Source organism: Streptomyces fructofermentans (assembly GCF_014651055.1).
GTDB classification, from domain to species: domain Bacteria; phylum Actinomycetota; class Actinomycetes; order Streptomycetales; family Streptomycetaceae; genus Streptomyces; species Streptomyces fructofermentans.
This window is the reverse complement of sequence record NZ_BMWD01000020.1, coordinates 1-24,782: the sequence shown is the minus strand read 5'-3', so window position 1 is coordinate 24,782 and position 24,782 is coordinate 1. Positions and strand designations below refer to the sequence as shown.

Annotated in this window: 20 protein-coding genes, 1 tRNA gene and 1 pseudogene; 13 read left to right on the top strand and 9 right to left on the bottom strand. The window is 73.8% G+C overall.

The window, feature by feature from the left end:
• Positions 1–14: 14 nt before the first annotated feature.
• A complete protein-coding gene (locus IE265_RS25070) occupies positions 15–1,319 on the bottom strand; it encodes a lipase family protein (protein WP_190037940.1) in 1,305 nt (434 codons plus the stop codon).
• 429 nt (positions 1,320–1,748) lie between these two features.
• On the opposite strand from IE265_RS25070, the gene IE265_RS25065 reads away from it, so the two are divergent.
• From IE265_RS25065 to IE265_RS39140, 7 genes and pseudogenes are all read left to right on the top strand, one after another.
• Positions 1,749–2,483 (top strand): flavodoxin family protein, encoded by a 735-nt coding sequence (locus IE265_RS25065; protein WP_190037939.1) that lies wholly within the window; start codon positions 1,749–1,751, stop codon positions 2,481–2,483.
• A 222-nt stretch (positions 2,484–2,705) separates the two neighbouring features.
• A complete protein-coding gene (locus IE265_RS25060; RefSeq protein ID WP_229916494.1) occupies positions 2,706–4,118 on the top strand; it encodes an FG-GAP-like repeat-containing protein in 1,413 nt (470 codons plus the stop codon).
• 236 nt (positions 4,119–4,354) lie between these two features.
• Positions 4,355–4,786 carry a GntR family transcriptional regulator gene (locus IE265_RS25055; RefSeq protein WP_229916492.1) on the top strand — a complete coding sequence of 144 codons (432 nt, stop codon included), beginning with the start codon at positions 4,355–4,357 and terminating at the stop codon, positions 4,784–4,786.
• The gene (locus IE265_RS25050; protein ID WP_190037938.1) at positions 4,783–5,682 is read left to right on the top strand and encodes an ABC transporter ATP-binding protein; all 900 of its coding nucleotides are present in this window, start codon (positions 4,783–4,785) and stop codon (positions 5,680–5,682) included. The genes IE265_RS25055 and IE265_RS25050 overlap by 4 nt, the downstream gene beginning before the upstream one ends.
• On the top strand, positions 5,679–6,635 hold the full coding sequence (locus tag IE265_RS25045) for an ABC-2 membrane transporter-related protein (RefSeq protein WP_190037937.1): 957 nt from the start codon (positions 5,679–5,681) through the stop codon (positions 6,633–6,635). The genes IE265_RS25050 and IE265_RS25045 overlap by 4 nt, the downstream gene beginning before the upstream one ends.
• Positions 6,636–6,905: 270 nt before the next feature.
• Positions 6,906–7,712 (top strand): class I SAM-dependent methyltransferase, encoded by an 807-nt coding sequence (locus tag IE265_RS25040; protein ID WP_190037936.1) that lies wholly within the window; start codon positions 6,906–6,908, stop codon positions 7,710–7,712.
• Positions 7,713–7,730: 18 nt separating this feature from the next.
• Positions 7,731–8,396, top strand: a pseudogene (locus IE265_RS39140) (glycosyltransferase family 39 protein); the annotation flags it as partial.
• A gap of 939 nt (positions 8,397–9,335) precedes the next feature.
• On the opposite strand, the gene IE265_RS25030 reads toward IE265_RS39140, so the two are convergent.
• Positions 9,336–10,247 (bottom strand): RNA polymerase sigma factor SigF, encoded by a 912-nt coding sequence (locus tag IE265_RS25030; protein WP_190038050.1) that lies wholly within the window; start codon positions 10,245–10,247, stop codon positions 9,336–9,338.
• A gap of 654 nt (positions 10,248–10,901) precedes the next feature.
• Here IE265_RS25030 and IE265_RS25025 point away from each other — a divergent pair.
• Complete coding sequence (locus tag IE265_RS25025) at positions 10,902–11,348, top strand: hypothetical protein (RefSeq protein WP_190037935.1); 447 nt, start codon at positions 10,902–10,904, stop codon at positions 11,346–11,348.
• A 31-nt stretch (positions 11,349–11,379) separates the two neighbouring features.
• Positions 11,380–11,946 carry a hypothetical protein gene (locus tag IE265_RS25020; protein WP_190037934.1) on the top strand — a complete coding sequence of 189 codons (567 nt, stop codon included), beginning with the start codon at positions 11,380–11,382 and terminating at the stop codon, positions 11,944–11,946.
• A 115-nt stretch (positions 11,947–12,061) separates the two neighbouring features.
• Here the strand turns inward: IE265_RS25020 and IE265_RS25015 are convergent.
• Positions 12,062–12,135 (bottom strand) — tRNA-Gly (locus IE265_RS25015).
• A 319-nt stretch (positions 12,136–12,454) separates the two neighbouring features.
• Between IE265_RS25015 and IE265_RS38550 the strand changes: the two genes are divergently transcribed.
• The 3 genes from IE265_RS38550 to IE265_RS25005 all read left to right on the top strand — a co-directional run bounded on the left by IE265_RS38550 (position 12,455) and on the right by IE265_RS25005 (position 13,784).
• The gene (locus IE265_RS38550) at positions 12,455–12,616 is read left to right on the top strand and encodes a hypothetical protein (RefSeq protein ID WP_229916490.1); all 162 of its coding nucleotides are present in this window, start codon (positions 12,455–12,457) and stop codon (positions 12,614–12,616) included.
• Between the two features lie 80 nt (positions 12,617–12,696).
• On the top strand, positions 12,697–13,272 hold the full coding sequence (gene dcd, locus IE265_RS25010; protein ID WP_190037933.1) for a dCTP deaminase: 576 nt from the start codon (positions 12,697–12,699) through the stop codon (positions 13,270–13,272).
• Between the two features lie 2 nt (positions 13,273–13,274).
• Entirely contained in the window at positions 13,275–13,784 is a 510-nt protein-coding gene (locus tag IE265_RS25005; RefSeq protein ID WP_373303006.1) for a phosphoribosyltransferase, read from the top strand.
• Positions 13,785–13,954: 170 nt separating this feature from the next.
• Here the strand turns inward: IE265_RS25005 and IE265_RS25000 are convergent, their stop codons facing one another.
• Positions 13,955–15,124 carry a sulfite oxidase gene (locus IE265_RS25000; RefSeq protein WP_190037931.1) on the bottom strand — a complete coding sequence of 390 codons (1,170 nt, stop codon included), beginning with the start codon at positions 15,122–15,124 and terminating at the stop codon, positions 13,955–13,957.
• A 272-nt stretch (positions 15,125–15,396) separates the two neighbouring features.
• Between IE265_RS25000 and IE265_RS24995 the strand changes: the two genes are divergently transcribed.
• The gene (locus IE265_RS24995; RefSeq protein WP_190037930.1) at positions 15,397–16,788 is read left to right on the top strand and encodes an FAD-binding oxidoreductase; all 1,392 of its coding nucleotides are present in this window, start codon (positions 15,397–15,399) and stop codon (positions 16,786–16,788) included.
• 69 nt (positions 16,789–16,857) lie between these two features.
• On the opposite strand, the gene IE265_RS24990 is transcribed toward IE265_RS24995, so the two are convergent.
• From IE265_RS24990 to IE265_RS24970, 5 genes are all read right to left on the bottom strand, one after another.
• Positions 16,858–17,763 carry a Yip1 family protein gene (locus tag IE265_RS24990; RefSeq protein WP_190037929.1) on the bottom strand — a complete coding sequence of 302 codons (906 nt, stop codon included), beginning with the start codon at positions 17,761–17,763 and terminating at the stop codon, positions 16,858–16,860.
• Positions 17,764–18,078: 315 nt separating this feature from the next.
• Positions 18,079–19,551, bottom strand: coding sequence for an FG-GAP and VCBS repeat-containing protein (locus IE265_RS24985; RefSeq protein WP_190037928.1), 1,473 nt, complete (start codon positions 19,549–19,551; stop codon positions 18,079–18,081).
• Between the two features lie 494 nt (positions 19,552–20,045).
• The gene (locus IE265_RS24980) at positions 20,046–21,473 is read right to left on the bottom strand and encodes a VCBS repeat-containing protein (RefSeq protein ID WP_190037927.1); all 1,428 of its coding nucleotides are present in this window, start codon (positions 21,471–21,473) and stop codon (positions 20,046–20,048) included.
• Positions 21,474–21,630: 157 nt separating this feature from the next.
• Positions 21,631–23,094 carry an FG-GAP and VCBS repeat-containing protein gene (locus IE265_RS24975; protein WP_190037926.1) on the bottom strand — a complete coding sequence of 488 codons (1,464 nt, stop codon included), beginning with the start codon at positions 23,092–23,094 and terminating at the stop codon, positions 21,631–21,633.
• Complete coding sequence (locus IE265_RS24970; protein ID WP_373303014.1) at positions 23,094–24,365, bottom strand: FG-GAP repeat domain-containing protein; 1,272 nt, start codon at positions 24,363–24,365, stop codon at positions 23,094–23,096. Before IE265_RS24970 ends, IE265_RS24975 begins: the two co-directional genes overlap by 1 nt.
• Between the last annotated feature and the right edge of the window lie 417 nt (positions 24,366–24,782).

The window sequence follows — 24,782 nt, the reverse complement described above, 5'->3', positions numbered from 1 at the left end:
CCGGGCCGCGGCGGTCAGGGCTGGAGGGGCATGCTCCAGCAGTTGGACGAGGCCCGCTTGCCGGACAGCCGGTCGGTGAGCCAGGAGACGGCTTCGCCCTGGTCGGTGAGGAGCGGCGCGAAGTGGTTGAGCAGGGCGCTGCCGACACCGGGCAGCACGACGGCCTCGTACGTCACGTCGGCGCCCTGGCGGCACCAGTCGACCGCGAGGCGACGGGCCTGGCCGTGCGGGACGAGGTCGTCGGCCGTCCCCGTGGCCACGCGGACCGGTCCGGACGGCCTCATGGTGCCGATGCGCTGGCTGTCCAGGAACGCCCGGAACCGCGGGGTGGCGGCGATGATGTCGCTGACGGACCGTCCGTCGGCCGTCCACGCGGTGCTCCTCGCGTACCCGTGGGCGAGGAGGGCGTCCCCGACGCACATGGTGGACAGATCGGCCAGGGCCGCCCTGCCCCTGGCGTTGAGACTCGCCTCCGCGAGGGGCCGCAGGGACGGGTCGGACTGGAGGAAGCCGGTGAGCGACCAGCCCAGCGCACCGGCCAGTTCACTGCCGTCGATGGCCTTGGTGACCGGGGTCAGGTCGGCGGGCGGTGCGCCCGCGTAGGTGCCGGCGAGCGTCACGTCGGGGGCGTAGGACGGCTGGAGTTCGGCGGCGGCGGCGGTCGCCCCGCCGCCCTGGCTGTACCCGAACAGACCCACCCGGGACGCGGAGGTCACGGACGCGCCGTCGAGCGAACGGGCCGCGCGTACGGCGTCCAGCACGGCGTGGGCCTCGTCGACCCGGTTGACGTACGTGTGCACCCGGTCGGTCGTGCCGAGTCCCGCGTAGTCCGTGACGACCACGGCGGCGCCGGTCGCCAGCAGCCGGTGGATCGCCACGTCCTCGTAACCGACCGACACCGTCGTGCCGTTGAGGGTCAGCGGGTGCTCCAGCCCGAGGGACGCTGCGCACTGGTCGCCCTGGCCCATGGTGCCGGGTGCCACCACGACGAGGGGCCGGGAGCCGCCGCCCCGCCAGGCGGCGCTCGGCTCGATGTAGGCGCCGGTGACGGCCATGGGCCCGCCGGCCGAGTCGGTGGACTTGTACATCAGCCGGGTGGCCCTGCCGGGCAGCCCGGCGGCCTGCTTGAGCGGTTCGGTGCGGACGAGGGCCCCGTCGGCGGCGGGCAGCTCCGCCGGCGGGTCGTAGAAGGCGGGGACGGTGACGCCCCGGGACACCACCTCGTCCGCAGCGAGTGCGGTGGTGGCCGGGAGGGCCTGGGCGCCGAGGCAGGCGGCGGCGGTGACCGCCGCCGCCAGCAGTCGTCTGCGTACGGGCATGGCGAACCTCCTGTGGAGCGGCTGGCAGGAAGGGGCCTCCCCGTGCCGCCCCCGGGCTGTCCCGGCCCGGGGGTACGCGGAGGTGAAGGAGTGCGACGGCGTGCTGCCGCTCCCGCGTCCCACGGGTCGGCCTAGCCGCTTGAAAGTAGTCCGGACCGTACCTACTGGTGAGTTACCTCGGGTAGCGGCCAGTAGGTTACGGTTCAGTAATTTAACTGCGTGTCAAATCTCGGCCCCGGACGGTCACGCCCCGAACGCCCCGTGCCGCCCCCTCTCCTCCCGAACGGGGTCACGCCCGGGCCCGCCCCGTGGAACCCCCCGTCCGCCGGTGCGTCGCGCCGCCCCGCGCGCGCGGCCGCGCGGGACGCTGCCCGGGAGCCCGTGCCGTGTGCCGGCAGGGCCCGCCCGCCGATCTGTGAAGGAGTTCCCATGCCCGCCGAATCCGGCCCCGCCGACGACCCGTTCCGGTTCGACGACCTGCGCGCCCTCTTCGTCAACTGCACGCTCAAGAGGTCGCCGGAGCGCAGCCACACCGAGGGCCTGATCGCCAGGAGCAGGGGGATCATGGAGGCGCGGGGGGTCGCCACGGACCTCGTGCGGGCCGTCGACCACGACCTCGCCCCCGGCGTCCAACCGGACATGACCGAGCACGGCGCACCCTCCGACGACTGGCCGGAACTGTACGAGCGGGTGATGGCCGCCGACGTCCTCGTGCTCGCCGGACCGATCTGGCTCGGCGACAACAGCTCGGTCACCAAGCGGGTGATCGAGCGCCTCTACAGCTGTTCCGGGCTGCTCAACACCCAAGGCCAGTACGCCTATTACGGCCGTGTCGGAGGCTGCCTCATCACGGGCAACGAGGACGGGGTGAAGCACTGCGCGATGAACGTGCTCTACAGCCTCCAGCACCTGGGCTACACGATCCCTCCGCAGGCCGACGCGGGCTGGATCGGTCCGGCGGGCCCGGGGCCCTCCTACCTGGACCCCGGTTCGGGCGGACCGGAGAACGACTTCACCAACCGCAACACCGCCTTCATGACCTGGAACCTGATGCACCTCGCCGCCCTGCTCAAGCGTGCCGGGGGCGTGCCCGCGTACGGCAACCAGCGCTCGCAGTGGGACGCGGGCTGCGACCCCGACGACCCCAATCCCGACTACCGCTGACACCGTCCGGCCGCCTGCTCCGGGCCGGCGGTCGGCCGACGGCCGGCGGGCGGCGGTCCCGTGGCCGCCGCTCGCCGCTGCCGCCCGCCGGTCACGGTTCGCCCGCTGTTCGCCCGCCCGTCCGACCCGTGCCCGCTCCCGTACAACCCTTCGTCCGCCCTCGGGGTCGTACGTCACCGAAGCCTTCGACCGGCGCCGGTTCCTCAGACAGGGAGCATCACCTTGCGCATACGTACTCTGGCCGTCGCCGCGGCCGCCGGCCTCGCCGTCACAGGGCTCGGCGCCCCGACGGCGGGCGCGGCACCGGCGGTGCTGTCCTACGACTTCAACGGGGACGGCTACCGGGACCTCGCCATCGGCACCCCCAAGGCGGACGGGGGCACGGTCACCGTCGTCTTCGGCTCGGCCTCGGGTGTCGGCCCCGCGCGTTCGGTGAACGTCACGCAGAACACGGCGGGCGTGCCCGGAGTCTCGGAGTCCGTGGACCGGTTCGGCGAGAACGTCACCAGCGGCGACGTCAACGGCGACGGCTACGCCGACCTGATCGTCGGCGCGCCCGGCGAGGAGGTCGCGGGCAAGCCCCGGGGCTCGGTAACCGTCGTGTGGGGAGGGGCGCGCCCGTTCACGTCGGGCGGTACGGCGCTCACCGCCCCGTCCGAGGAGGCCGTCGGTTTCGGTGAGGGCACGGCCTTCGCCGACCTCGACGGCGACGGTGCGGAGAACCTGGTCGTCGTCGGGCAGGACACCTTCTGGTACTACGGCGAGGGCCCCCTGTCCCAGGACGGCGCCATCGCGCCGGAGGTCGACTTCCTGCCCGACGGCGTGGAGCTCGACGGTGTCGTCGCCGGCCACTTCTCCGGGAGCGCGGGCGCGTCGTTCGTGGTGCACGGCCGGGCCTCGGTCGGCGGCGGCAGCCACCTGGGCCTGCTCCGGGGCGGCCCGGGCGACCTCGGCCACCACTACACCGTGCTGGCCGAGGGCGCGGCCGTCGGCGGAGCCACCTTCTCGTCCGCCGTGGCGGCCGGTGACATCAACGGCGACGGATACGACGACCTGGTCACCGGCAACACGGCGGGGGGCCAGGGCGGTTCGTTCACCGTGCGGTACGGCAGCGGGACCGGGCTGCCCGCCACGGGCAGGACGTACACCCAGGCCAGCGCGGGCGTCCCGGGCACCGACGAGCCGTACGACTCCTTCGGATGGGCCGTCGCGGTGGGCGACGCGACCGGTGACGGACGCGCGGACGTCGCGATCGGCGCGCCGTACGAGACGGTGGGCAGCCACCGCAACGTCGGCAACATCGTCCTCCTGAAGGGCAGCGCGGGCGGCCTGACCACGAGCGGCGCCCAGTCCTTCCACCAGGCCACCGCGGGTGTGCCCGGCGCCGCCGAGGCGGGCGACCACTTCGGCTCCTCGCTGCGGCTGCGCGACATCAACCGCAACGGGCGCGCGGACCTGGCGGTCGGGGCGTTCGGCGAGGACATCGTGCCCGGCGGGTACGACGACGGCGCTGCCTGGGTCCTGCGGGGCACCACGTCGGGCCTGACGAGCGCGTCCTCGACGGCGTTCGACGCGAGGGACTTCGGCTACCCGACCGTCGAGGGGCGCAGGTTCGCGGACACCTTCGGCCGCTGACGCGGACACCCCGGCCCGGGGGCGCGCACTCGCGGTCCGCCCGCGCGGCCGTCCCCTCCGGATGACGAAGGCCCAGGTCAACGACCTGGGCCTTCGTCATGGGCGGGTGCCGGACGAGGGTCCGGCGGGTACGGCGACCGGACCGTGGGGGCGGGTCGTTGTTTGACATCCCCGCATCTCTTCACCATGCTTGTATTAATTCATTAATGGAAGCACGCTGAAACCTGGAAGGTGACGTGGTCGAGTACCGGATCGACCGGAGCAGCGGCGTACCGGCCTACGTGCAGATCGTGGAGCAGACCGAACGGGCGCTCCGGATGGGCACGCTGCGGGTCGGGGACAAGCTGCCGACGGCCCGGGAGGTGGTGGCGGCGACCGCCATCAACCCCAACACCGTGCTGCGGGCCTACCGCGACATGGAGCAGGCGGGTCTGGTCGAACTGCGCCGCGGACTGGGGACCTTCGTGACCCGGTCGCTCGCGCGGCCCGGCGCGGAGGACGACTCCCCCCTGCGCGCGGAACTCGCCGACTGGACGGCGCGCGCACGGGCGGCCGGCCTTGAGAGGGCCGACATCCTCGCCCTGGTCACCGCCGCCCTGGACACCCACGACGACACGAAAGACAGCCGCGCCCCGGGCGACCCGGAGCGGGCGGAGGAGGACGCATGACCGGGCCCGACGCGCCGGCCGCCCTGCGGGCCACAGGACTCGGATTCCGGTACCGGAGACGGGCCGCGTGGCCTCTGCGTGACTGCGGGTTCACCGTTCCCACCGGCCGGGTCGTCGCCCTCGTCGGGCGCAACGGCGCGGGCAAGACGACCCTGCTCCACCTGGCGGGCGGCCTGCTGCGGCCGAGCGCGGGGGAACTCCGTGTGCTGGACGCCGAACCGGGCTCGCCCGAGGCGCGCACCCGGGTCGCCCTGCTCACCCAGGACAAGGCGCTCTACCCCCGGTTCACCGTGGCGGACACGCTGCTGATGGGCGAGAAGCTGAACCCGCGGTGGGACGGGGCGACCGCCGAGCGGACCGTCCGCGAGGGCGGCATCCCGCTGCACGCCCGCGTCGGCGAGCTGTCGCCCGGGCAGCGCACCCGTGTCGCGCTCGCCCTGGCGCTCGGCAAGCGGCCCGAACTGCTGCTGCTCGACGAGCCGATGGCCGACCTCGACCCCGTCGCACGGGGCGGGATCATGGCGGCCCTGATGGCCGACGCGGCCGAGCGCGGCACCACGATCGTGCTGTCCTCGCACGTGCTGCCCGACCTGGAGCAGACCTGCGACTGGGTACTCCTCCTGCGGGACGGGCGCATCGAGCTGAGCGAGGACGTCGACGCGCTGCGGGGGGATCACGTCGTCCTGACGGGCCACGCCGACCGGGCCGACGAGCTCGCGGCACGGCACACCGTCGTCGACCGCAGGGACGGCGGCCGGCAGACGACTGCCCTGGTCAGGCGGCACGGACCGCTGAGCGGTGACTGGCACGTGGAGCGGCCCAGCCTGGAGGACATCCTGGTCGGCCACCTCCGGACCGGGTCCGATCCCGGCGGACGGACGGAGGAGGCGGCGTGAACGGCACCCTCTGGCTCGCGTGGCGGCAGCAGCGCGTACTCGTCGGCGTGGCCTCGGCCGTCCTGGCCGTCGTCGCCGCCCTGGCCGCGTACCACCGCGACGGCATCCTGGCCGACCTGGACAGCGGCCTGTTCGACCACTGCGGCCCCGGCCCGCTCCACTGCACCAGGGACGACATCGGCTCGGTCCTGCTGCTGGACATCGAGCCGCTGCGGTATCTCGGGGCGCTGAACATGGCCCTGCCCCTCCTGATGGGCGTCTTCTGGGGAGCCCCGCTCCTGGGCCGCGACCGCGAACTGGGCACCCACCGCACGGTCCTCACCCAGGGAGTGGGCCGCGGACAGTGGTTCGCGTCCCGGTTCGCCCTGGCCGCGGTGGCCACGACGGCCCTCTCCGGCCTGTTCGCGGGCGTGTTCGCGTGGTGGTGGCAGCCCGCCGCCGACCGGAGCTACGGCCTGTTCTGGTACGAGGCCCCGGCCCTGAGCGGCTCCGGACCGCGGGTCGTCGCGGCCGCCCTGTTCGGCCTGGCGGCCGGCACCCTGCTCGGTCTGCTGGCCCGCCGGGTGCTGGCCGCGATGGGCCTGACCCTGCTGGCGACCGGAGCCGTGACGCTCCTGCTGGAGTGGGCGCACAGGGCGCGCCTGATGGTTCCGCCGCACGTCTACACCAGTCCCGGCAGCGTCCCCAAGCCGCTGATGGGCGACAAGTGGTCGACCGGGAACTACGGCCTGACCACCGCCTCCGGCCGCAAGGACGACGTACTGAACTGCCCCTTCCCGTCGGGCAACCGGCTGGAGGAGTGCATGGCGGACAAGGGCTATGTCGCCCGCTTCTACGAGGCGAACCCGGCGAGCGACTTCTGGGCCTTCCAGTGGACCGACACCGCGGTCCTCGGCGGACTCGCCGTGCTGTGCGTGGCCGCCACTGTGCTCCTGCTGCGCCGCCGCGTCTGACCCGAGGGCGCACCGGAGCCGCGGCGGTCCTCCCGCCGGCTCCGGCGCGCCCCCCGATTCCCCCCGGCCTGCCCCACCACCGGGCCCCATCACCCCGGGCCCCTGAACCCCCGGACCCCACCACCACCGGGCCTTGTGCACCCGGCACCCCTCACACACCTTCACCCCCCTGACCCCCCATCCCCCCTTCACCTCGCTCGCCGAGGACTCCCATCGGTTCCCACCCGGACCCACCGTTCCGGGGCCCTTTCGCACGGAGGTCGCTTCGCCATGCCCGCCGACGCCAAGTCACCGAAGAAGCTCAGCAGCAACCGCGCCGCCCTCACCCACAAGATCGGCTACGCGTTCCGCCATCCCGGCCGCGTCACCCCGTACGTCCGCAGGGCGGGCAGGGACGCCTGGCTGCGGCTGAAGCACCCCGACCACATCGGCTACTACCGGGCCGTGATGGCCTCGGACACCCGCCGCGACCCGGAGGCCGCGGTCGGCAGCCGGAGCCACGACCGCTGGCTGGCGCTCGGCCGGATGCAGTTCGACTACCTCGTCGAGCACGGACTGCGGCCCGAGCACCGCATGCTCGACATCGGCTGCGGCAACCTGCGCGGCGGCTGGCGCTTCATAGGCCACCTCGACGCCGGCAACTACTACGGCATCGACATCTCGCCCGACATCCTGATCGCCGCCAAGGAGACGCTGGCCGAGCGCGGGCTCCAGGACAAGCTGCCCCACCTCACCATCACCGGCGACCTCACGCTGGACTTCCTGCCCGACGACCACTTCGACGTCATCCACGCGCACAGCGTCTTCTCGCACTCGCCGCTCCACGTGATCGACGAGTGCCTGGGGCACGTCGGCCGGGTGCTGGCGCCCACCGGGTTCTTCGACTTCACCTTCGACCGCACGGAGGGCGCCGAACACCAGGTGCTGCGCGAGGACTTCTACTACCGCACCGAGACACTGCTCGCCCTGGCACGGGGGCACGGACTGCACGCGTCCTTCATGGAGGACTGGGAGGAGCGACCGCACGGCCAGTCGAAGATACGGGTGAGCCGCTCGCCGCTGCCCGCCACCGCCTGAGCCGGCACGGGACCACGCATGCCGACCCGCGCGGTGTCCCGGGGCACCCCGCCCCGCCCGCCGGTCACCCCGCCCCGCCCGCGGGCGACCGTGCCCGGGCCGTCCGGGCGACCGGGTGCCGCCCGGCCGGTGCCGGGCCGGGCGCTCACGGCGGCCGTGCCGGCGGGCCTCGCGCTCGCCCTCGGCCTGTGGGGGATCACCCGCCAGGACAGCATGTGGCGCGACGAGGCCGCCACCTGGCAGGTCGCCCACCGCGGCCTGCCCGAGATCTGGCGCCTGCTCGGCCACGCGGACGTCGTCCACGGCCTGTACTACGCCTTCATGCACCTGGTGTTCGAGGTGTTCGGCGACAGCCTCACGGCCCTGCGGATGCCGTCCGTCCTCGCCATGGCCGCGACGGCCGCCCTCACCGCGGATCTGGGCGCCCGGCTCGCGGGCCGGTGGGCCGGACTCGGGGCGGGCCTGGCGCTCGCGCTGCTGCCCGCCCTCCAGACGTACGCCCAGGAGGGCCGCCCGTACGCGATGGTGACCGCCGCCGTCGCGCTGGCCTCCCGGCTGCTGGTGGCCGGGCTGCACCGCCCGCGCCGCCGGACCTGGGGCGCGTACGCCGCCGCCGTCCTGCTCGGCGCGCTGCTCAACTGGTTCTCCCTGCTCGTGCTGCCGGCCCACGCCGTCACGCTCGCCCTCGCCCGGCCCCGCCGCCGGGTCGGGGCGGGCTGGCTCCTCGCGGCCGGCGCGGCCGTCCTCGGAGCCCTGCCCCTCGTCCTGGCCAGCCGGGGCCAGTCCGGGCAGGTCGCCTGGATACGGCCCACCTCCCCCGGCGCGCTGTGGGCCGTCGCCGCCACCGTCCTCGCGGCCGGCGGCTGCGCGCTCCCGCGCCGCGCGCGCGAACCCGCGGGCCCGACCGGGGCCGCGACGCGCGGGCCGAGCCCGGCCTCGGTGGCCGTCCCGCTGTGCGTCGTCCCGCAGGCGGCGCTGCTCCTCGTGTCGCTGACCTGGCAGCCCCTGTACGTCGGCCGCTACGTGCTGTTCGCGTACGTCGGCCTCGCGCTCCTGCTCGGCGCACCGCTGTCCGCGCTCGCCACGCGCCGCGGTGTCCGGCGCCCCGCAGTTGCGCTCGCCGCCGTGACCGCGGTCGCCTTCCTCGCCCTGCTCCCCGTCGAACAGCACGTCCGCGACGCGCGCAGCCGTGTCGACGACGTCCTGGCGGCGGCGGCCGCGGTCGAGGAGGTACGGGGACCGGGCGGCGCGGTCGTCTTCCTGCCGGCGGCCCGGCGCGACACCGCGCTGGTGGCACCGGACGCCTTCCGGGGGCTGCGCGACGTGGCGCTCGCCCGGAGCGCCACCGGGTCCGCGACCCTGCACGGTGTCGAGGCGGACGCGGCCGGCGTCGCCCGCGCGCTGCTGGCGGAGCGGCGTGTCGTCCTGGTCGGCGACGCGGCGGGAGGAGCCGCCCGCAACGCCCGCGACCGCGCCAAACTGCGTGTCCTGCGCGACCACTTCACCGAACGCTCCACCACGGTCCGGCGCGGTCGCAGCGTCACCGTCCTCGAACGCGCCACCACGGTCCGGCGCGGGGCGACCGCCGGGTGCTCCGGCGGCGGGTGCTCAGGCGGCGGGTGCTCAGGCGCTGGTGAGCATGCCCTCGCGCAGCCGGGCGAGCGTCCGGTTGAGCAGACGGGAGACGTGCATCTGGGAGACGCCGAGGCGTTCGCCGATCTGGGCCTGGGTGAGTTCCTCGATGAACCGCATGTGGATGATGCGCCGTTCCCGTTCGTCGAGTCCGGCGATCAGCGGGGCCAGGGCGTTGAAGTCCTCGACCAGTTCGAGGGCCGTGTCGTCGGCGCCGAGGAAGTCGGCCAGCGCGGTCTCGCCGTCGTCACCGGTGCTGATGGCGGCGTCCAGCGAGGACGAGGCGTAGCCGTTGGAGGCCAGCCGGGCCTCGTTGACCTCTTCCTCGGTCAGGCACATCAGCTGGGACAGTTCGGCGACGGTGGGGGTGCGGCCGAGCCGGCTCCGCAGTTCCTCGGTGGCCTTGGCGAGCGCGATCCGGGCCTCCTGGAGGCGCCGGGGGACGTGGACGGCCCAGGACGTGTCGCGGAAGAACCGCTTGATCTCGCCGACTATGTAGGGGATGGCGAAGGAGGTGAACTCGACTTCGCGGGTGAGGTCGAACCGGTCGATGGCCTTGATGAGGCCGATGGTGCCGACCTGGACGACGTCCTCCATCTGACCGGAGTCCCGGTTGCGGAAGCGCGCCGCGGCGAAGCGGACGAGCGAGACGTTCATCTCGACCAGGGTGTTGCGCGCGTACTGGTACTCCGGCGTGCCCTCCTCCAGGACGGCCAGCCGGTCCAGGAACATCCTGGTGAGCTGCCTGGCGTCCTTCGGGGCCACCTGTGACGGATCGGCGATCTCCGGCAGCTCGGCCGCCCGCCCCGGCGCCGCTCCCGTCGCCTCCGCGGCTTCCGCGGCGCGTGCCGCGGCCGTTGTGCCTGTCGTGCCCGTTGTACCTGTCGTCTGGGTCGCCGTCATGGCGGATCCCTCCCCGGTCGTCCGACCTCCGGCCGATGCCGGCTTCTGGAGCCCGACAGGAGGCGCGTACCCCCGCCCGCCGCCCGTACGCGGATATCGGGCGCCCGGTTTTCCGGAGCCGGGCCGAACCGCGGTCCCGGGACCCGGCGAAGTGCTCGCGGGCGGCCCGCAGGGGCCCAACGGCGGTCCGCCGGTGAGCGGTTCCTCGGCGGTGCCGCCGGCGTGGCGGACCGGGGCCGTGCGCGGCCCGCCCGGGGAGGGGAGCCAGGGGCGGGCCGGCGCCGCGTCACGGGCGTGCGGGACGGCGGTCAGCGGCGGCGCAGCATCATGACGACGGCGACGACGACGATGATCAGGACGACGGTACCCAGGCCTATGTACACGGGGTTCTCCTAGCTTCGGGTGAGGGGCACCACCGGTGCCGTGAGGTCCGGGTGCCCCCGCCGCCGCGTTCCAGCGCCCCGGCCCGCCTCCTTTGCCGCCCCGTGACCCGCCCGGAGCACGCCGATCGGGGGCCCGCGACCTGAACGTCCATACGGTCAGAGGGGATTCGGGACCACCCGTCGACGGCGGCGGAACCGTTTCACCGGGCGCCGTGTCCTTCTCCGCGGAAGGCGGTTCCACGCCACGAACCGCCTGTGAAGGGGGGCAGCCGTGGGGCTGGTACGCGAGGGGGCACGGGTAGGGGCCTGGGCCGTCGGCGGGGTCGTCGGCCTGGCACTGCTGTACGTGGTCGGGGTGTTCGCCTTCGGGGGCGCGGGGTGGATCACCGCCCCGTTCCGCGGTGAGGCGGAGCGGCGCGAGGACACCGTCGGCTCGGGCGAGTTCCGGCAGACCACGTACGAGGAGTTCTTCGACCTGTGCGAGGCCGCGCAGAACGCCGAGGGGACGATCGAGGCGCTCCGGGAGGAGCGGGAGAACGCCTCGGAGACCCGCACGACGCAGATCGACCAGTCGATCACCGCTCTGAAGGCCACGCGGATCGAGTCGGTCAACGCCTACAACTCGAAGGCCGCGCAGGAGCACCGCGCGCCCTTCCGCGACAAGGACCTGCCGTACCGGCTGGACGCCGGCGACGAGCGCACGACGTGCACCGACTGACCTGTCCCACCCCGGAGGAGGGCGGCACCGCATGAGGAAGACCGCACGCACGGCCCGGGCCACCGTCGTCGCGCTCGTCGTGGGCCTCGCCCTGGCGTCCTGCACCGACGACTCGAGCCAGGACAAGGAGAACAAGGCCAAGCAGGCCGGCTACGACCGTCTGGTGGCGCAGCAGCCGGCGGGCCGCATGGAGTACTCGCCGACCCGCGAGGCCATCAACCAGTGGGTCGAGACGTGGGGGAAGCGGGGCAAGCTCTCGTACGTCTACATCCAGAACGCCAAGGGCGAGTACGGGTACTTCGTGATGAAGGGCCTGCCGGTGCCGCGCTGCAAGATGCTCACCCCGACCGAGAAGGTGGAGTCCCACAACGGGGCCATCGCGGTCCTCCCCCAGCCCGGCATGGACGGCACGTACACGACGGGTTCCACGTGCAACGCCTACTACGGCTTCGACGCCACGACGGGCGCCTACATGGAGTTCACGGTCGGCACGAACCAGTCGTTCTTCCTGTTCGACAAGCCCATGACGATGCCGGAGTACGCGAGCGCCCGGCAGCTCGGGCCGACCTCGGTGAAGGACGTCGGGAAGCAACCCTGAGCGCTCGCGGGCCGGTTGGCGGCGCGGTCCCCGCCCCACGCGCGGGACACGGGCGCGGCCCGCGTCACGGCCCGGACAGCAAAGAACCCCCGGGCCGTCCGGCCTGGGGGTTTCATGGAGCGGGTGACGAGAATCGAACTCGCGCTCTCAGCTTGGGAAGCTGATGTTCTACCATTAAACTACACCCGCGCGAGACGACCGGTCGGGGTGTCCTGACCGATGTCACAAACGCGGATTCACCATACCCCATGCCAGGCCCCCGGCGCTGAAGCCGCGGGGCCGCCGCTCGTTCCGGTGCCCGCGGCGGCGTTCGGCCCGTTGTTCGGCCCGCTGCCCCACGGGGGGTGGACGGGGCTGCGGGAGGCGGGAGTTGAGGCGTACGGTGGGGGCGCTGAAGAGGGGCCCGGCGGGATCGGAGTGCCGCCTGGAGGGCCGTCCCTTTCATCCCGTAATGTGGCTTTCCTCGTCAGTCAGACGCGGCTCTTGGGGAAGGGACTCTGAGGACTTGATGGAACGCAGCACCGTCGTCCGTTGTGCCGAGGGGCACGTGTTCAGCACCGCATCGCTTCCGATGCAGCAGGCCGAGCGGCTCGGCCCCGGGCGGTTGATCCGCTGCCCTCGCTGTGCGCGGCTCCGCAATGTCGTACCCGTGGAGTTGGAGAAGCACTGACCACGCCTTGCTGAGAGCGTGCGGGCCCGCCACGATGACCGGATTGTGGCGGGCCCGCACGCTCTGCGTATCCTCGGGGCGTGCTTCTCTCTGACAAGGACATCCGGGCCGAGATCGACGCCGGACGGGTACGGATCGATCCGTACGAAGAATCCATGGTGCAGCCATCGAGCGTCGACGTGCGGCTCGACCGCTACTTCCGGGTGTTCGAGAACCACCGGTACCCCCACATCGACCCGTCGGTCGAGCAGGCGGACCTGACCCGGCTCGTGGAGCCGGAGGGTGACGAGCCGTTCATCCTGCACCCCGGGGAGTTCGTCCTCGCCAGCACCTACGAGGTCATCTCGCTCCCCGACGACCTCGCCTCCCGCCTGGAGGGCAAGAGCTCCCTCGGGCGGCTCGGGCTCGTCACGCACTCCACCGCCGGGTTCATCGACCCCGGGTTCTCCGGGCACGTCACCCTCGAACTCTCCAACCTCGCCACGCTCCCCATCAAGTTGTGGCCGGGCATGAAGATCGGGCAGCTGTGCATGTTCCGGCTCAGCTCGCCGGCCGAGTTCCCGTACGGGAGCGACCGGTACGGGTCCCGGTACCAGGGCCAGCGCGGACCGACCGCCTCGCGCTCCTTCCTCAACTTCCACCGGACCCAGGTGTGAGCGTGGCCCAGGAGCGCGAGAACCTCACGTACGAGGGCTTCGGCACCGCGGTGCGGGAGCTGGCCCAGACCATCGCCGACGACGGGTACGTCCCCGACGTCGTGCTGTCGATCGCGCGGGGCGGTGTCTTCGTCGCGGGCGGGCTCGCCTACGCCCTGGACTGCAAGAACATCCACCTGGTGAACGTCGAGTTCTACACGGGCGTGGGGACCACCCTGGAGATGCCGGTGATGCTGGCACCCGTGCCCGACGTCATCGACTTCTCCGACAAGAAGGTGCTCATCACCGACGACGTCGCCGACACGGGCCGGACGCTGAAGCTCGTGCACGAGTTCTGCGTCGACGCCGTCGCGGAGGTCCGCAGCGCCGTCGTCTACGAGAAGCCGCAGTCGCTGGTGAAGTGCGAGTACGTCTGGAAACGCACCGACGCCTGGATCAACTTCCCCTGGAGCGTGCTGCCTCCGGTGCACCGGTCCGGCGACGCGGCCAGGGCGAACAGGGAAGCGCTCTGAAGCGACGCCGTCCCTGACGGAGGGCGCGCGTTCCCGTCCGGGGCCGCGGTCCCGCCGCCGCCGCCCGTGTCCCGGCTTCCCTCAGCGGGTGATGTTTCACGTGAAACCGGCCTTTCGGCCGCGCTGCACGGGGACGCCCCCCCCGGCGGTCCTGCCGCCGTCCCGCACCCCTAGCGGCAGAGCACCGGGACCCGCTGGACCTCGTTGTTCGCGAAGCCGCCCCGGTTCCAGGGCTGGGTGAGGGGCTGGGCCGTGCCCTCGGCGTCCGTGGCGCGGGCCGTGAGGACGTGGTGGCCCGGGGTCGCCGTCCACTCCGTGTGCCAGGAGCGCCAGGACCAGGGGTGGCCGTCCGGCGGGGCCAGCGAGGCGCTCCGCCAGGAGGCGCCGTCGTCGGTGCTGACCTCCACGGCCGCGACGGGCGCGCGGCCCGACCAGGCCCGTCCCTCCAGGCGTACGACACCGGCCTCCACGACCCGTGTGCGGGACATGAAGTCCGGGAAGCCCGGCGGGATCATCAGGGCGCGCGGTGCGATGCGGTTCACGGGTTCCCCCGGTTCGTCCGGTGAGAGGCGCAGACGGTACGCCTCGGCCTGCTGGAACCCGGTGAACGGGGTGTCCGTGAGCGTGATGTCGCGCAGCCACTTCACATGGGCCATGCCGTACCAGCCCGGCACCACCAGGCGCAGCGGGTGCCCGTGCTGCGGGGGCAGCGGGGCGCCGTTCATCGCGTACGCCACCAGGACCTCCGGATCACCGGACGAGGCGTCGGCGAGGGGCAGGCTGCGCCGGTAGTCCTGCTCGACACCGCGCTCCACACCGTGGTCGGCCCCCGTGAACACCGCCTCCACGGCGTCCGGCTCCACCCCTGCCCGGGCCAGCAGCGTCCGCAGGGGCACCCCCGTCCAGTCCGCCGTGCCCACCGCCTCGACCAGCCAGGGCTGGCTCACGGGCCGGGGCGCCAGCCGGGCCCTGCCGTTGCCCGCGCACTCCATGGTCACCCGGTGGGTGACGGACGGCAGTGAGCGCAGGGCGGCCAGGTCCAGGGCCAGCGGCTCCCGGACGCGACCGCCCAGCGTGAGGGTCCAGGAGTCCGCCTCCGCGGCCGGGACGTCGTAGTGGACCAGGACGTAGTGCAGTCCGGGCGGGGTGACGTCGTACCGCAGGGCCTCCAGGGGCAGGCCGTGGTTGCGGGCCGCCAGGGCGAGTTCGTCCCGGCCGATGCCCTCGCCGGGGTCCGCGAGGCGTGCCGGCGTACTGATGCCGCGCAGCGCGCCGCCGGCCTCCCCGGCGCCGGCCCTGCCGCCGTTCCCGGTTCCGCCCGGCCCGGCCCGACCGTCCATGCCCCCATGGTGCGCCCGCCCTCCCGCTCGGGCACCCCGGGTGCCGGAGGGCCCGGGATTGCCGACCGCGCCGAGCGGCGGGACCCTGGACTGGTCAGCCCTGTGGCGCGTGTGCGCCCGTGGCACGCGACAGGTCCACGGTGACGGCGGCGGTGACGCAGGGGAACGACCGGTCGGGTCGTGCACGCCGGGCAGGTGCGTCCGAGGGGCGCGGACCGCCGAGTGCGTCGCCGAGGGAACCCGGACCGGGCCTCGCGAGGAGAGCGATCGCCATGGGCAGCAGACTGGACGGCACCACTCTGGAGGGGATGCGGGCCGCGCTGCGCGGGCCCGTCGTCGCCCCCGGGGACGCGGACTACGACGAGGCCCGCACGGTCTACAACGCGATGATCGACCGGCGGCCGGCCGCCGTCGTGCGCTGCGCGGACGCGGGGGACGTCATGAACGCGGTCGACTTCGTCCGCGACCACGGGCTCGAACTCGCCGTGCGCGGCGGCGGCCACAGCGGCGCGGGGCTCTGCCTGGTCGACGACGGCGTCACGCTGGACCTGTCACCGATGCGCGGGGTGCGTGTCGACCCCGTCGCGAGGACCGCCCAGGTGGGCGGCGGCGGCACGATCGGCGACCTGGACCACGCCTCGCACGCCTTCGGCCTCGCGACCCCCGCCGGGATCATGTCGACCACGGGTGTCGGAGGGCTCACCCTCGGCGGCGGTCACGGCCACCTCACCCGCAGGTACGGGCTCACGGTGGACAACCTGCTCTCGGCGGACGTCGTCCTCGCCGACGGCGGGTTCGTCACGGCCGACGAGCACGCCTACCCGGACCTGTTCTGGGCGCTGCGCGGGGGAGGCGGCAACTTCGGCGTGGTCACGTCCTTCACCTACCGGCTGCACCCGGTGCACTCCGTGGGTGTCGGCATCACGGTGTGGCCCGTCGACCACACCCGTGAGGTGCTGAGCTGGTACCGCGACTTCCTGCCGCAGGCACCGGACGACCTGAACGGGTTCTTCGCGATCCTGTCCGTGCCGCCGGCGCCGCCGTTCCCGGAGGAGCTGCACGGGCACCGGATGTGCGGTGTGGTGTGGTGCTGGACCGGTGACCTGGCCGAGCTGGACCAGGCGCTCGCGGGGGTGGAGGACGCGGGCCGGCCCGCCTTCCACTTCACGGCTCCGATGCCGTACCCGGCGCTCCAGACGATGTTCGACGGACTGATCCCCGCGGGCCTGCAGTGGTACTGGCGGGGGGACTTCTTCGACCGGATCACGGATGCCGCGGCCGACGTCCACCTCAAGTACGGCGAGAACCTCCCCACCGACCTGTCGACCATGCACCTCTACCCGGTCGACGGTGCCGCCGCCCGGGTCGCGGGCGACGCCACGGCGTGGAGCCATCGCGACGCCGTCTGGTCCGGCGTGATCGGCGGCATCGACCCGAGCCCGGACAACGCGGGGCTCGTCAAGCAGTGGTGCGCCGACTACTGGTCGGAGCTGCACCCGCATTCGATGGGCGGCTCGTACGTGAACTTCATCGGCGAGGACGAGGGGCAGGACCGGGTCAGGGCGACCTACCGGGACCACTACGACCGGCTCGCGGAGGTCAAGAAGACCTACGACCCGGGCAACCTCTTCCACGCCAACCAGAACATCGGGCCCGCGAGCTGACCCGGTGGCCCCGGGCCTGCCCGGCCGCGGGGCGGCGCGCCGGCCGGACGGCCGGCGCGCGCCGGACCGCTAGAACGTGCCGAGCTTGATGATGGACAGCAGCGCGACGAGCTGGATCGCCGAGGCCCCCAGCGCCTTCGGCCACGGCAGGTCGTGCGACTTGCCGACCATCAGCGTGAACAGCGCGCCGGCCGCGACCCAGGTCGCCCAGCCGAGGATCCGCACGAACGGGGCGTCGCCGCCCGCGAACATCGCGACGACCAGTCGCGGGGCGTCCGTCAGCGACATGATCAGCATGGAGAGGCCGACCGTGGGCTGCCAGGCGCCGTCGCCGCCGAGCTGGCGCGCGAGGGTGTGGGTGACCACGCCCAGGATGAACGAGCTGAGGACGATCGCGACGGCCGTCGTCAGGACGATCGGCACGGCCGAGGACAGCGTCGCGTTGATCGCGTCCGAGCGGGCGCCGTCGAAGCCGAAGACCGCGAGCAGCCCGTACAGGAACGTCACGACGAGGGCAGGGCCCCACATCGTGTAGTCCCGCATCTGCAGGAAGGTCTGGTTCGGGCGCAGGACCACGCCGCTGAGCAGGTCCTGCCAGCCCAGCCGCGGGCCCACGGGGGGCGCCTGCGTCTGTCCGGCCCGGTAGGTCCCGCCCTGGCTGTACGGGTCCTCGCCGACGGCGAAGGCAGCCGTGTGACCCGGCTGGTTCGCCGCGTACGGGTCAGGTCCCTGGGCGTGGTGGTCGCCGAAGTACTCCGGTTCGCCGTGTCCGCCTCCATGGGGCCACTGCTGCGAGCCGTTGCCGCCGCCGCCGTACGGCTGCTGCTGCGGGTAGGGCTGCTGCGCAGGGGGGTAGCCGTACGACGAGCCGCCCTGGGGGGCCTGCTGTCCGTACGGCTGCTGCCGCGGGTGTTGTTGCGGACGGGTTTGCCGAGTGCGGTTGTCCCGGCCGCGTCCGATCCTGAATCCAGCCACGTAATCGAACGTACCTGGTCCCACTGAGTGACGTGCCGGGCCCGGGCAACGGACCCGGCTTTGCTGCCGAGCTGTGACATCCCCTAGGGGGTCTGCCAGGCGTTCTTCGGGGGATTCTCGGAGGTTCCCCGGGATTGCCGCGGCCTCCCCGGGCAGCTCGGGACCGCAGGGGCCACCCGTGGGCCATCCGGGGGGCGCCGGGGGGTGCGCCCGGGACGGGGACCGTACCCGGCGGCACGGCGCGGGACGTGCGCGGGCACGACAGGAGCCCGCGTCCCCGGGGGCGCGGGCTCCTGCGAGGGGAGGAGGGGCGGGTCAGTCGGCGGCGTTGGCTCCGAAGTACGGGGAGGCGTCCGTCGAGACGCCGATCGAGGACGGGGAGATGGAGCGCGCCCCGGTCGTGGTGATCCGCGTGCCGTTGGAGGGCAGGTACACCAGCGCGCCGTTGCCTTCGTTCTCGCCGAACGCGCCGACGGTCAGGTCCGCCCTGCCGTCACCCGTGACGTCGGTGAGCTTCATCTCTCCGCCGAAGCGGTCGCCCTTCTCGTCCGTCCCGGGGACGCCCGCCGTGGACTGGGCGAGGAACTGGTACCCCGACATGGTGTTCACACCCGAGGCGGAGCCGTACAGCACGGTGACCGTGCCCGTGTCGACCACGCTGCCCAGGTTCTTGCCGGGGGCGCCGACCACCAGGTCCGCCATGTCGTCGCCGTTGATGTCGCCGAGGGACAGCTCGCCGCCGAACCAGTCGCCGCGCTCCGAGGTGCCGGGCACGTTGCCGCTGTTCTGGGTGATCGAGACCGTGGCGGCCGGGCCGGCGGCGGAACCGTGGACGATGTGCACCTTGCCGCCGGCGGTGGACTCGGGCACGGTCGGGCCGCCGTCGTCGGCCGGGTCCTCGTTCTGGCCGGTGACGATGTCGCCGTAGCTGTCGCCGTCGATGTCGCCGATACCGCTGATGAGCCCGGACTTCACCTCTCGCGCCATACCCGAGTCCAGGCCGGAGGCCGTGCCGGGCACGTACCAGTTGATGTTGTAGGCGTAGCCGCCGCCGTTCTTGTAGCCGTCGACGACCAGGTCCGTGCGCCGGTCCCCGTTGACGTCGCCCGCGGCGAGCATCTTCGTGCCGCCGCCCCCGCCGGCGGTGATGTCCGTGGTCAGCGAGTAGCGGCCGCCGTAGGTGCCCGCCTTGGTGATGCCGCCCTTGAAGACGTACACCCGGTTCGACGAGGAGCCGACCGCGAGGTCCTCCGTGCCGTCCCCGTCGAAGTCGCCCGCGGCCAGCGCGGCGCCCCAGCGGTCGTGCGACGAGGGCGCCGCGTCCTTGACCGTCGTCGCGCCGGACAGGCCCCTCGCCGAGCCCCACACGATGGCGACGGTGCCGCCGTCGGTGTCGCCGTTCACGTCCTCGCGCCTCGCCGCGACCGCGAGGTCGTCGTAGCCGTCGCCGTTGAAGTCGCCGTAGGCGCTGATCCAGCCGAAGCCGTCCTCGGTCTCGGCTCTGCCGGGCACACCGGCGGTGTTCTGGCTGATCGTGGCGCGCTTCTTGGACGTCACGCCGCTCGCCGAGCCGTACAGGGCGACGATCTGGCCGGCGCCCTTCTTGCCGCCGACGGTGGACCAGCCGGCGGAGAACGCCACGTCTCCGTAGCCGTCGTTGTTGAAGTCCGCCACCGGGTGGTGGACGGAGTCGGCCGCCGTCGCCGTCACGGCCGTGAAGGAGAGCAGACCACCCGCCAGCGCGGCAGCGGTCGCCGTCGCGAGGGTCGGTCGCAGATGCTTGTGCATGCGGGATCTCCTGCTGCATGCGTGAGCGCCTCTCGGGCGCCCACACTCCATTGGGTGCGTCCCGGCCGTGTTCGCCCGGAGTTCTCCCGGGCGCCACCGGCGGTCGGCGATCAGGAGACCGCCCGGACGGGGCGGGGGTTGTACGCGGGACCCGGATTCCTTCGCCGACTCGCCTGTCCTGCAAGGCGATCGGGGCGCATGCGACGCGACCGGACGCCGTGCGCCCGGTCCGCCGCCGCCGCTCCTCGCGAGCACGCCGCCGCGGCTCGGGCCCGAGCACCGGGTGCCGCCCGCCGGGCCGGGCCCCCACCGCACGGACCCGCGTCCCGAGCACCGGGCCGCCCGCCCAGGCCCCGGGAGCCCCCGCCGCGAAGTCCGTCACCCCGCCGACCCGTGCCGCGAAGACCGGGCCGTCTGCCGGGCACCCCGTTCCGCGCGACCCGCGACCCGCGTCCCGGGGGTCAGGGGCCGCGTCCCGGGGGTCAGGGGTCGGGCTACCTGGCCAGCACTCCGCCGTACGCGACCGCTCCCGTGGCGCCGAGCCTGCCCGGGGTCAGTGAGACGGCCGGCGGCCGGGGCGCGGTGCCCGCCGACGGCCGGTACCAGACGCCGCCGCGGAGGTCGTCCGCGGACACCGCCTCCCCGGGTGCCCCGACCGCCTGGTCCGCATGGGCCGACCCGCTGTACGGGCCCGCCGACAGCGCCGCTCCGAAGAGGTCCCCCGTCTCGGCCGTCCCGGCCACCCCGGCGGAGTCCTGGTTGACGGCCGGACCGGTCAGGGCGCCGTCGCCGCCGGTCCGCAGCTCCCAGTAGGCGCCGGCCCGCTCGGCCGTGCCGATCGCCTCGTGGCTCGCGCCGACGAGCAGCGCGTCCGAGCCGTCGCCGTCGAGGTCGGCCGCCGCCAGCGCGGCGCCGAAGTTGTCCTCGGGCTCGGCGGCGCCGCCCACGGACGGGGACGACTGCGTGGTGCACGAGGCCGGGCCGCCGAGGGTGGTCCCGGCGGCGCCCAGGACCGTGGCCACGGCCCCGCCGAGGCGGTCCTCGCAGTACGTGCCGTCGGCCTCGGCGTCGGGTTCGACCAGGCCGATGGCGAGGTCCGCCGTGCCGTCGCCGTCGAAGTCGCCCGCGGCGAGCGCCGAACCGGAGTCGGACGCGGTCCAGATGTCCTTCCAGGAGCCGGAGGCGAGGCTCCTGACGTGCGTGCCGCCGATCTCCAGGCCGCTGTATGCCGCCGCGAGGTCGTCCGTGCCGTCCCCGTCGAAGTCGCCGGTGGCCAGGGCACGGGCGTCGCCGAAGCCGTACGCGGAGACGAGCGTGGCGTCCGTGGAGGTGCCCGGCGCGAGCGGGCCCGGCCGCAGGACGGTCGCACCGCCCTCCTCGCCGTTCTGCGCCAGGGCGAGGTCGGCGGTGCCGTCGCCGTCGTAGTCGCCGACCGTCAGGAGCCGGCCGAGCCGGACGTCACCGCGGCCCTTCGCCGCGGTGAAGCCGGACCTCAGGCCGTCCTCGGAGCCCCACAGCACGTAGGCGGCGCCCTCGTGGGCGCTCCCGCCGCCGGTCTGCTCGCCGGGGGCGGTCACGGCGAGGTCCCCGTACCCGTCGCCGTTCAGGTCCCCGGACTGCACGGCGAACCCGAACTGGTCGCCGGTCTCGGGCGTGCCCGGTATCCCGGAGGCGGCCTGGCCGATCCTGGACGCGGAGCCGCCGAGCCCGTCGACCGAGCCCCACAGGACGCTCACGAAGCCGGCCCGGGCCTTGCCGTCGGCCGTACCGCCGGGCACACCGACGGCGAGGTCCGCGTAACCGTCGCCGTTGAAGTCGGACCGTACGGTGGGCGCGGCCGAGGCCGGGGGCACGGCGAGCACCGAGCCGCCGATCGCGGCACTCGCGCACAGCACGACGGCGGAGAGGGTCTTCCTTCGCACGAGGGTGCTCCAACTCTCTTGCAGGAATGGGGGAGTGGCCCTCGGGAGGCCACGGGTGCCGCTGAGCCGGTCATGGGTGTGACCGCGCGGGCGAACGGAAGGTTGCGCCCGCCCGGCCGGAGGGCGAACCGCCGGAGGGTGAACCGTACGGGCTCGGTCACCGGAGCCGAAGAGGTGTGCCGAGATCGTCGGGTGTGAACAACTGCACGGCGCCGGGGTCGAAGCCGTCGTCCGTCCCCCGCAGCACGAGGAACGCGCCCTTGCGCTTCTCGTACAGCGGGCCGAAGACGACGGCGTCGTCGTGGTCGTCGCCGTCGACGTCGAGCAGCGGCGGCTCGAAGCCGAAGGCGTTCCAGTAGTACGGGTTGGGCGTGCCAGGCAGTCCCTCGGTCTCGGCGTCGACGGTCTGCTCGCCCTCCGCCGACGGCACACCCCCCTCGCCGCCCCGCAGCAGCGTGACCTTGCCGTCGTGGCGCCGGAAGTCGGGGGTGTTCACGACGACGTCCGGCCTCCCGTCGCCGTCGACGTCGCCGACCGAGGGCGAACTGCCGAAGTCGATCCGCCGTTTCGCGCCGTTCTCGCCCTCGATCAGCGAGGCGGCCCGGCCGCTGCCGAGTCCCGTCCTCGCGCCGTACAGGACGGTCAGCGCGCCGCCCTCCCCGGGCATGTCCGCCGGGGCCACGGGCAGTTGGGTGGGCAGCAGCAGGTCGTCGATGCCGTCGCCGTCCGCGTCGCCGGTCCGCGGCGTCCTCGGTCCGTCGAAGGTGCTCACGGCCCGTTCGATGCGCTCCTCCTGCCGCTCGTCGCGGACGAGTCCGTCCGGGGTGCCCTCGTGGACGCGCACGACGCCCAGGCTCTCGGGCGCGCTCTCGTCCTCCTCGGCGTCGAAGTCGTACGTGAACACGACCTCGGCGCGCCCGTCGGCGTCGAAGTCGCCCGTGGCCGCCGAGTCGGGGGACGCGTAACCGTGCTGGTCGACGTCGAGCACGGTCCGGCGCTCCGGGGTCCCCGAGCGGTCGAAGGGGCCGTACAGCAGCGCGCCCTCGGTCGGGGCGGAGTCGCCCTTCCCGTCGTTGCCTCCGTCGAGCAGGTCGGTGGAGCCGTCGCCGTCGAAGTCGGCGGCGGCGAGCGGCCTGAAGCCCTCGGGCAGGGCGAGCTCCTCGGCGCCGCCGAGGCCGCGGGGGCCGCCGAAGAACGCGAGGGCCTTCAGCGGGACGCCGGCCCTGCCGCGGCCGACGACCAGGTCGGTGAACCCGTCGCCGTCGAGGTCGGTGCGCAGCGGGCCGGGCGCGAAGTAGGCCCACTTCCCGCCCGCCCCGGTCCGTTGCGCCGTGGACGTGACGAGCCCCTTCGGCGAGCCGTACGCCACGACCAGCGTCTCGGTGGAGCGCGAGCGGTCCTTGGACTGCCCGGTGACGAGGGTGGTGAAGTCGTCGTAGCCGTCGCCGTTGAAGTCGCCGGGGTCGGGGTTCTCGGCGGCCTTCCCCACGGCGGGCCTCTGCGGGGCGGCCTTCTCCGGGGCGGCGCCGCACCCGGCGGCGAGGGAGCCGCCCGCGACCGCCAGCGCGATGCCGAGGACCCAGGAGCGCCCGCCCCGCAGGCCCGGGACGGGGCGCCGCATCAGCCCTCCAGGCCCAGGAAGCCCGAGGTGGAGAAGGTGACCGAGGGCTCACGGGCGATCAGGCCGCGCTTGGTTCCCGGATAGACCGCGACCGTGTCCTTGGTGTCCCCGCGGTACGTCCGCACCGCGAGGTCGGCCCGGCCGTCCCCGTCGAAGTCGCCGACGGCCAACACCCGGGTCGTGCCCCGGGCGGGCGGCGGCACGGTCACCATGCCGGACACGGACGGACCCGCCGCCCGCCCGGGGAACACCCGCAGCTCCGATCCGCTGGAGACCAGTTCGCTGACGCCGTCCCCGTCGAAGTCCCCGGAGTCCAGCACGGTGCCCGCGACGTCGAGCGTGCCGCGCCGGGTGCCGGGCACGTCGTAGCGCAGTGCCGTGCCGCGCAGCGAGCCGATCGCCGCGTCGAGGCCCGCGCCCTTGCCGAAGCGCCCGAACACGACGTCCGTACCGGCCGGGAGGGCGATGGCGGCGCCCTTCGGTCCCGCCGGGCCGCCCGGCACCAGGAAGGTGGCCGTGGAGTTCTCGGACTTGCGGACGAGGAGGTCGTCGTACCCGTCACCGGTGACGTCCACGGCCGGGGGCGTGGGCACGTTCCCCGGCGAGGCGAGGGGGGCGCCGGCGGCCTTCGGGGCCCCCTTGCGGGTGAACGGCCCCCGCAGCAGGCTGAGCTGCCCGTCGGTGGCGTGCACGACGAGGTCCTCGGCGTCGTCCCCGTCGAAGTCGCCGCACACGGGCTGGTCGGGCCAGTCGTTGCCGAAACGTGCCTGCGGGGGGATCACGAGCTTCACGGCCGTGCCCGACAGCCCCCGGGACGACCCGAACAGGATCTGCAGCGGCACGGGCGGCTGCCCCTGGCCGTCGTACGGCGGATCGGTCGAGACGACGAGGTCGGTGAATCCGTCCCCGTTCAGGTCGCACCTGGCCTCGGCGTCGAAGAGGGCTGGCAGCTGTCCCTTGGTGGCGGCGGCGTGCCGTGCGGGGCTGAGCAGCTGCCGGGCTCCCGGGACGAGCCCGCGCGCCGACCCGTAGACGATGCCGATGCCGGCGTCGTCGCCGTGGCTGTCCCGCTTCACCAGGTCGTTGAGCACGAGGTCGCGGTGCCCGTCGCCGTTGAAGTCGTCGGCGGTGCGGCTGCCCCTGCCGAGGGGGACGGGGACCTTGGCGGGAGCCTTGGCGACGGTGACGGGCTCGGGTCGCGCGGCACCGGAGCCGTCCTGTCCGTTCCCCCCGAGGCCGCAGCCGGAGAGAAGCAGCGCGCAGCCCGCCAGGGCGCCCGCCGCACGTATTCCGCTCTTCCCCTTGGTCACATCAACCCCGGCCACATCGTGAGACAACAACTCGCACATGATGCGTCCCGGGAAGCCATAAGTCACCAGGTACGACGGTCACTTGGACCGAGGTCACATCGGGTGCCGTCCGCGGGCCCGCAGCGCGGAACACCCCGTGGCCCTGAGCGGATCAGGGCCACGGGGTGGTGCCGTCGGCGGCCGGGCGGGGTCCGTCAGGACCCGGGTGTCACTTGACCGGTTCGGGTTCCGGGGTGTTCTCGGTCTCCGCGGTGCCGGCGGGCGGTTCGCCGTCGTCGGCACCGCCGTCGCCGTCGCCGCCGTCGTCGTTGCTGTTGCCGTCGTCGTTGCCGTCGGTGGTGGTGGGGGTGGTGGTGACGGATTCGAGGAGGAGTTGGG

Bases quoted from the DNA above. Each gene is read 5' to 3' on its own strand.
- IE265_RS25070 (WP_190037940.1), bottom strand. From the start codon at position 1,319: ATGCCCGTACGCAGACGACTGCTGGCGGCGGCGGTCACCGCCGCCGCC.
- IE265_RS25065 (WP_190037939.1), top strand. From the start codon at position 1,749: ATGCCCGCCGAATCCGGCCCCGCCGACGACCCGTTCCGGTTCGACGAC.
- IE265_RS25050 (WP_190037938.1), top strand. From the start codon at position 4,783: ATGACCGGGCCCGACGCGCCGGCCGCCCTGCGGGCCACAGGACTCGGA.
- IE265_RS25040 (WP_190037936.1), top strand. From the start codon at position 6,906: ATGCCCGCCGACGCCAAGTCACCGAAGAAGCTCAGCAGCAACCGCGCC.
- IE265_RS25030 (WP_190038050.1), bottom strand. From the start codon at position 10,247: ATGACGGCGACCCAGACGACAGGTACAACGGGCACGACAGGCACAACG.
- IE265_RS25020 (WP_190037934.1), top strand. From the start codon at position 11,380: ATGAGGAAGACCGCACGCACGGCCCGGGCCACCGTCGTCGCGCTCGTC.
- IE265_RS38550 (WP_229916490.1), top strand. From the start codon at position 12,455: ATGGAACGCAGCACCGTCGTCCGTTGTGCCGAGGGGCACGTGTTCAGC.
- IE265_RS25000 (WP_190037931.1), bottom strand. From the start codon at position 15,124: ATGGACGGTCGGGCCGGGCCGGGCGGAACCGGGAACGGCGGCAGGGCC.
- IE265_RS24995 (WP_190037930.1), top strand. From the start codon at position 15,397: ATGGGCAGCAGACTGGACGGCACCACTCTGGAGGGGATGCGGGCCGCG.
- IE265_RS24985 (WP_190037928.1), bottom strand. From the start codon at position 19,551: ATGCACAAGCATCTGCGACCGACCCTCGCGACGGCGACCGCTGCCGCG.
- IE265_RS24975 (WP_190037926.1), bottom strand. From the start codon at position 23,094: ATGCGGCGCCCCGTCCCGGGCCTGCGGGGCGGGCGCTCCTGGGTCCTC.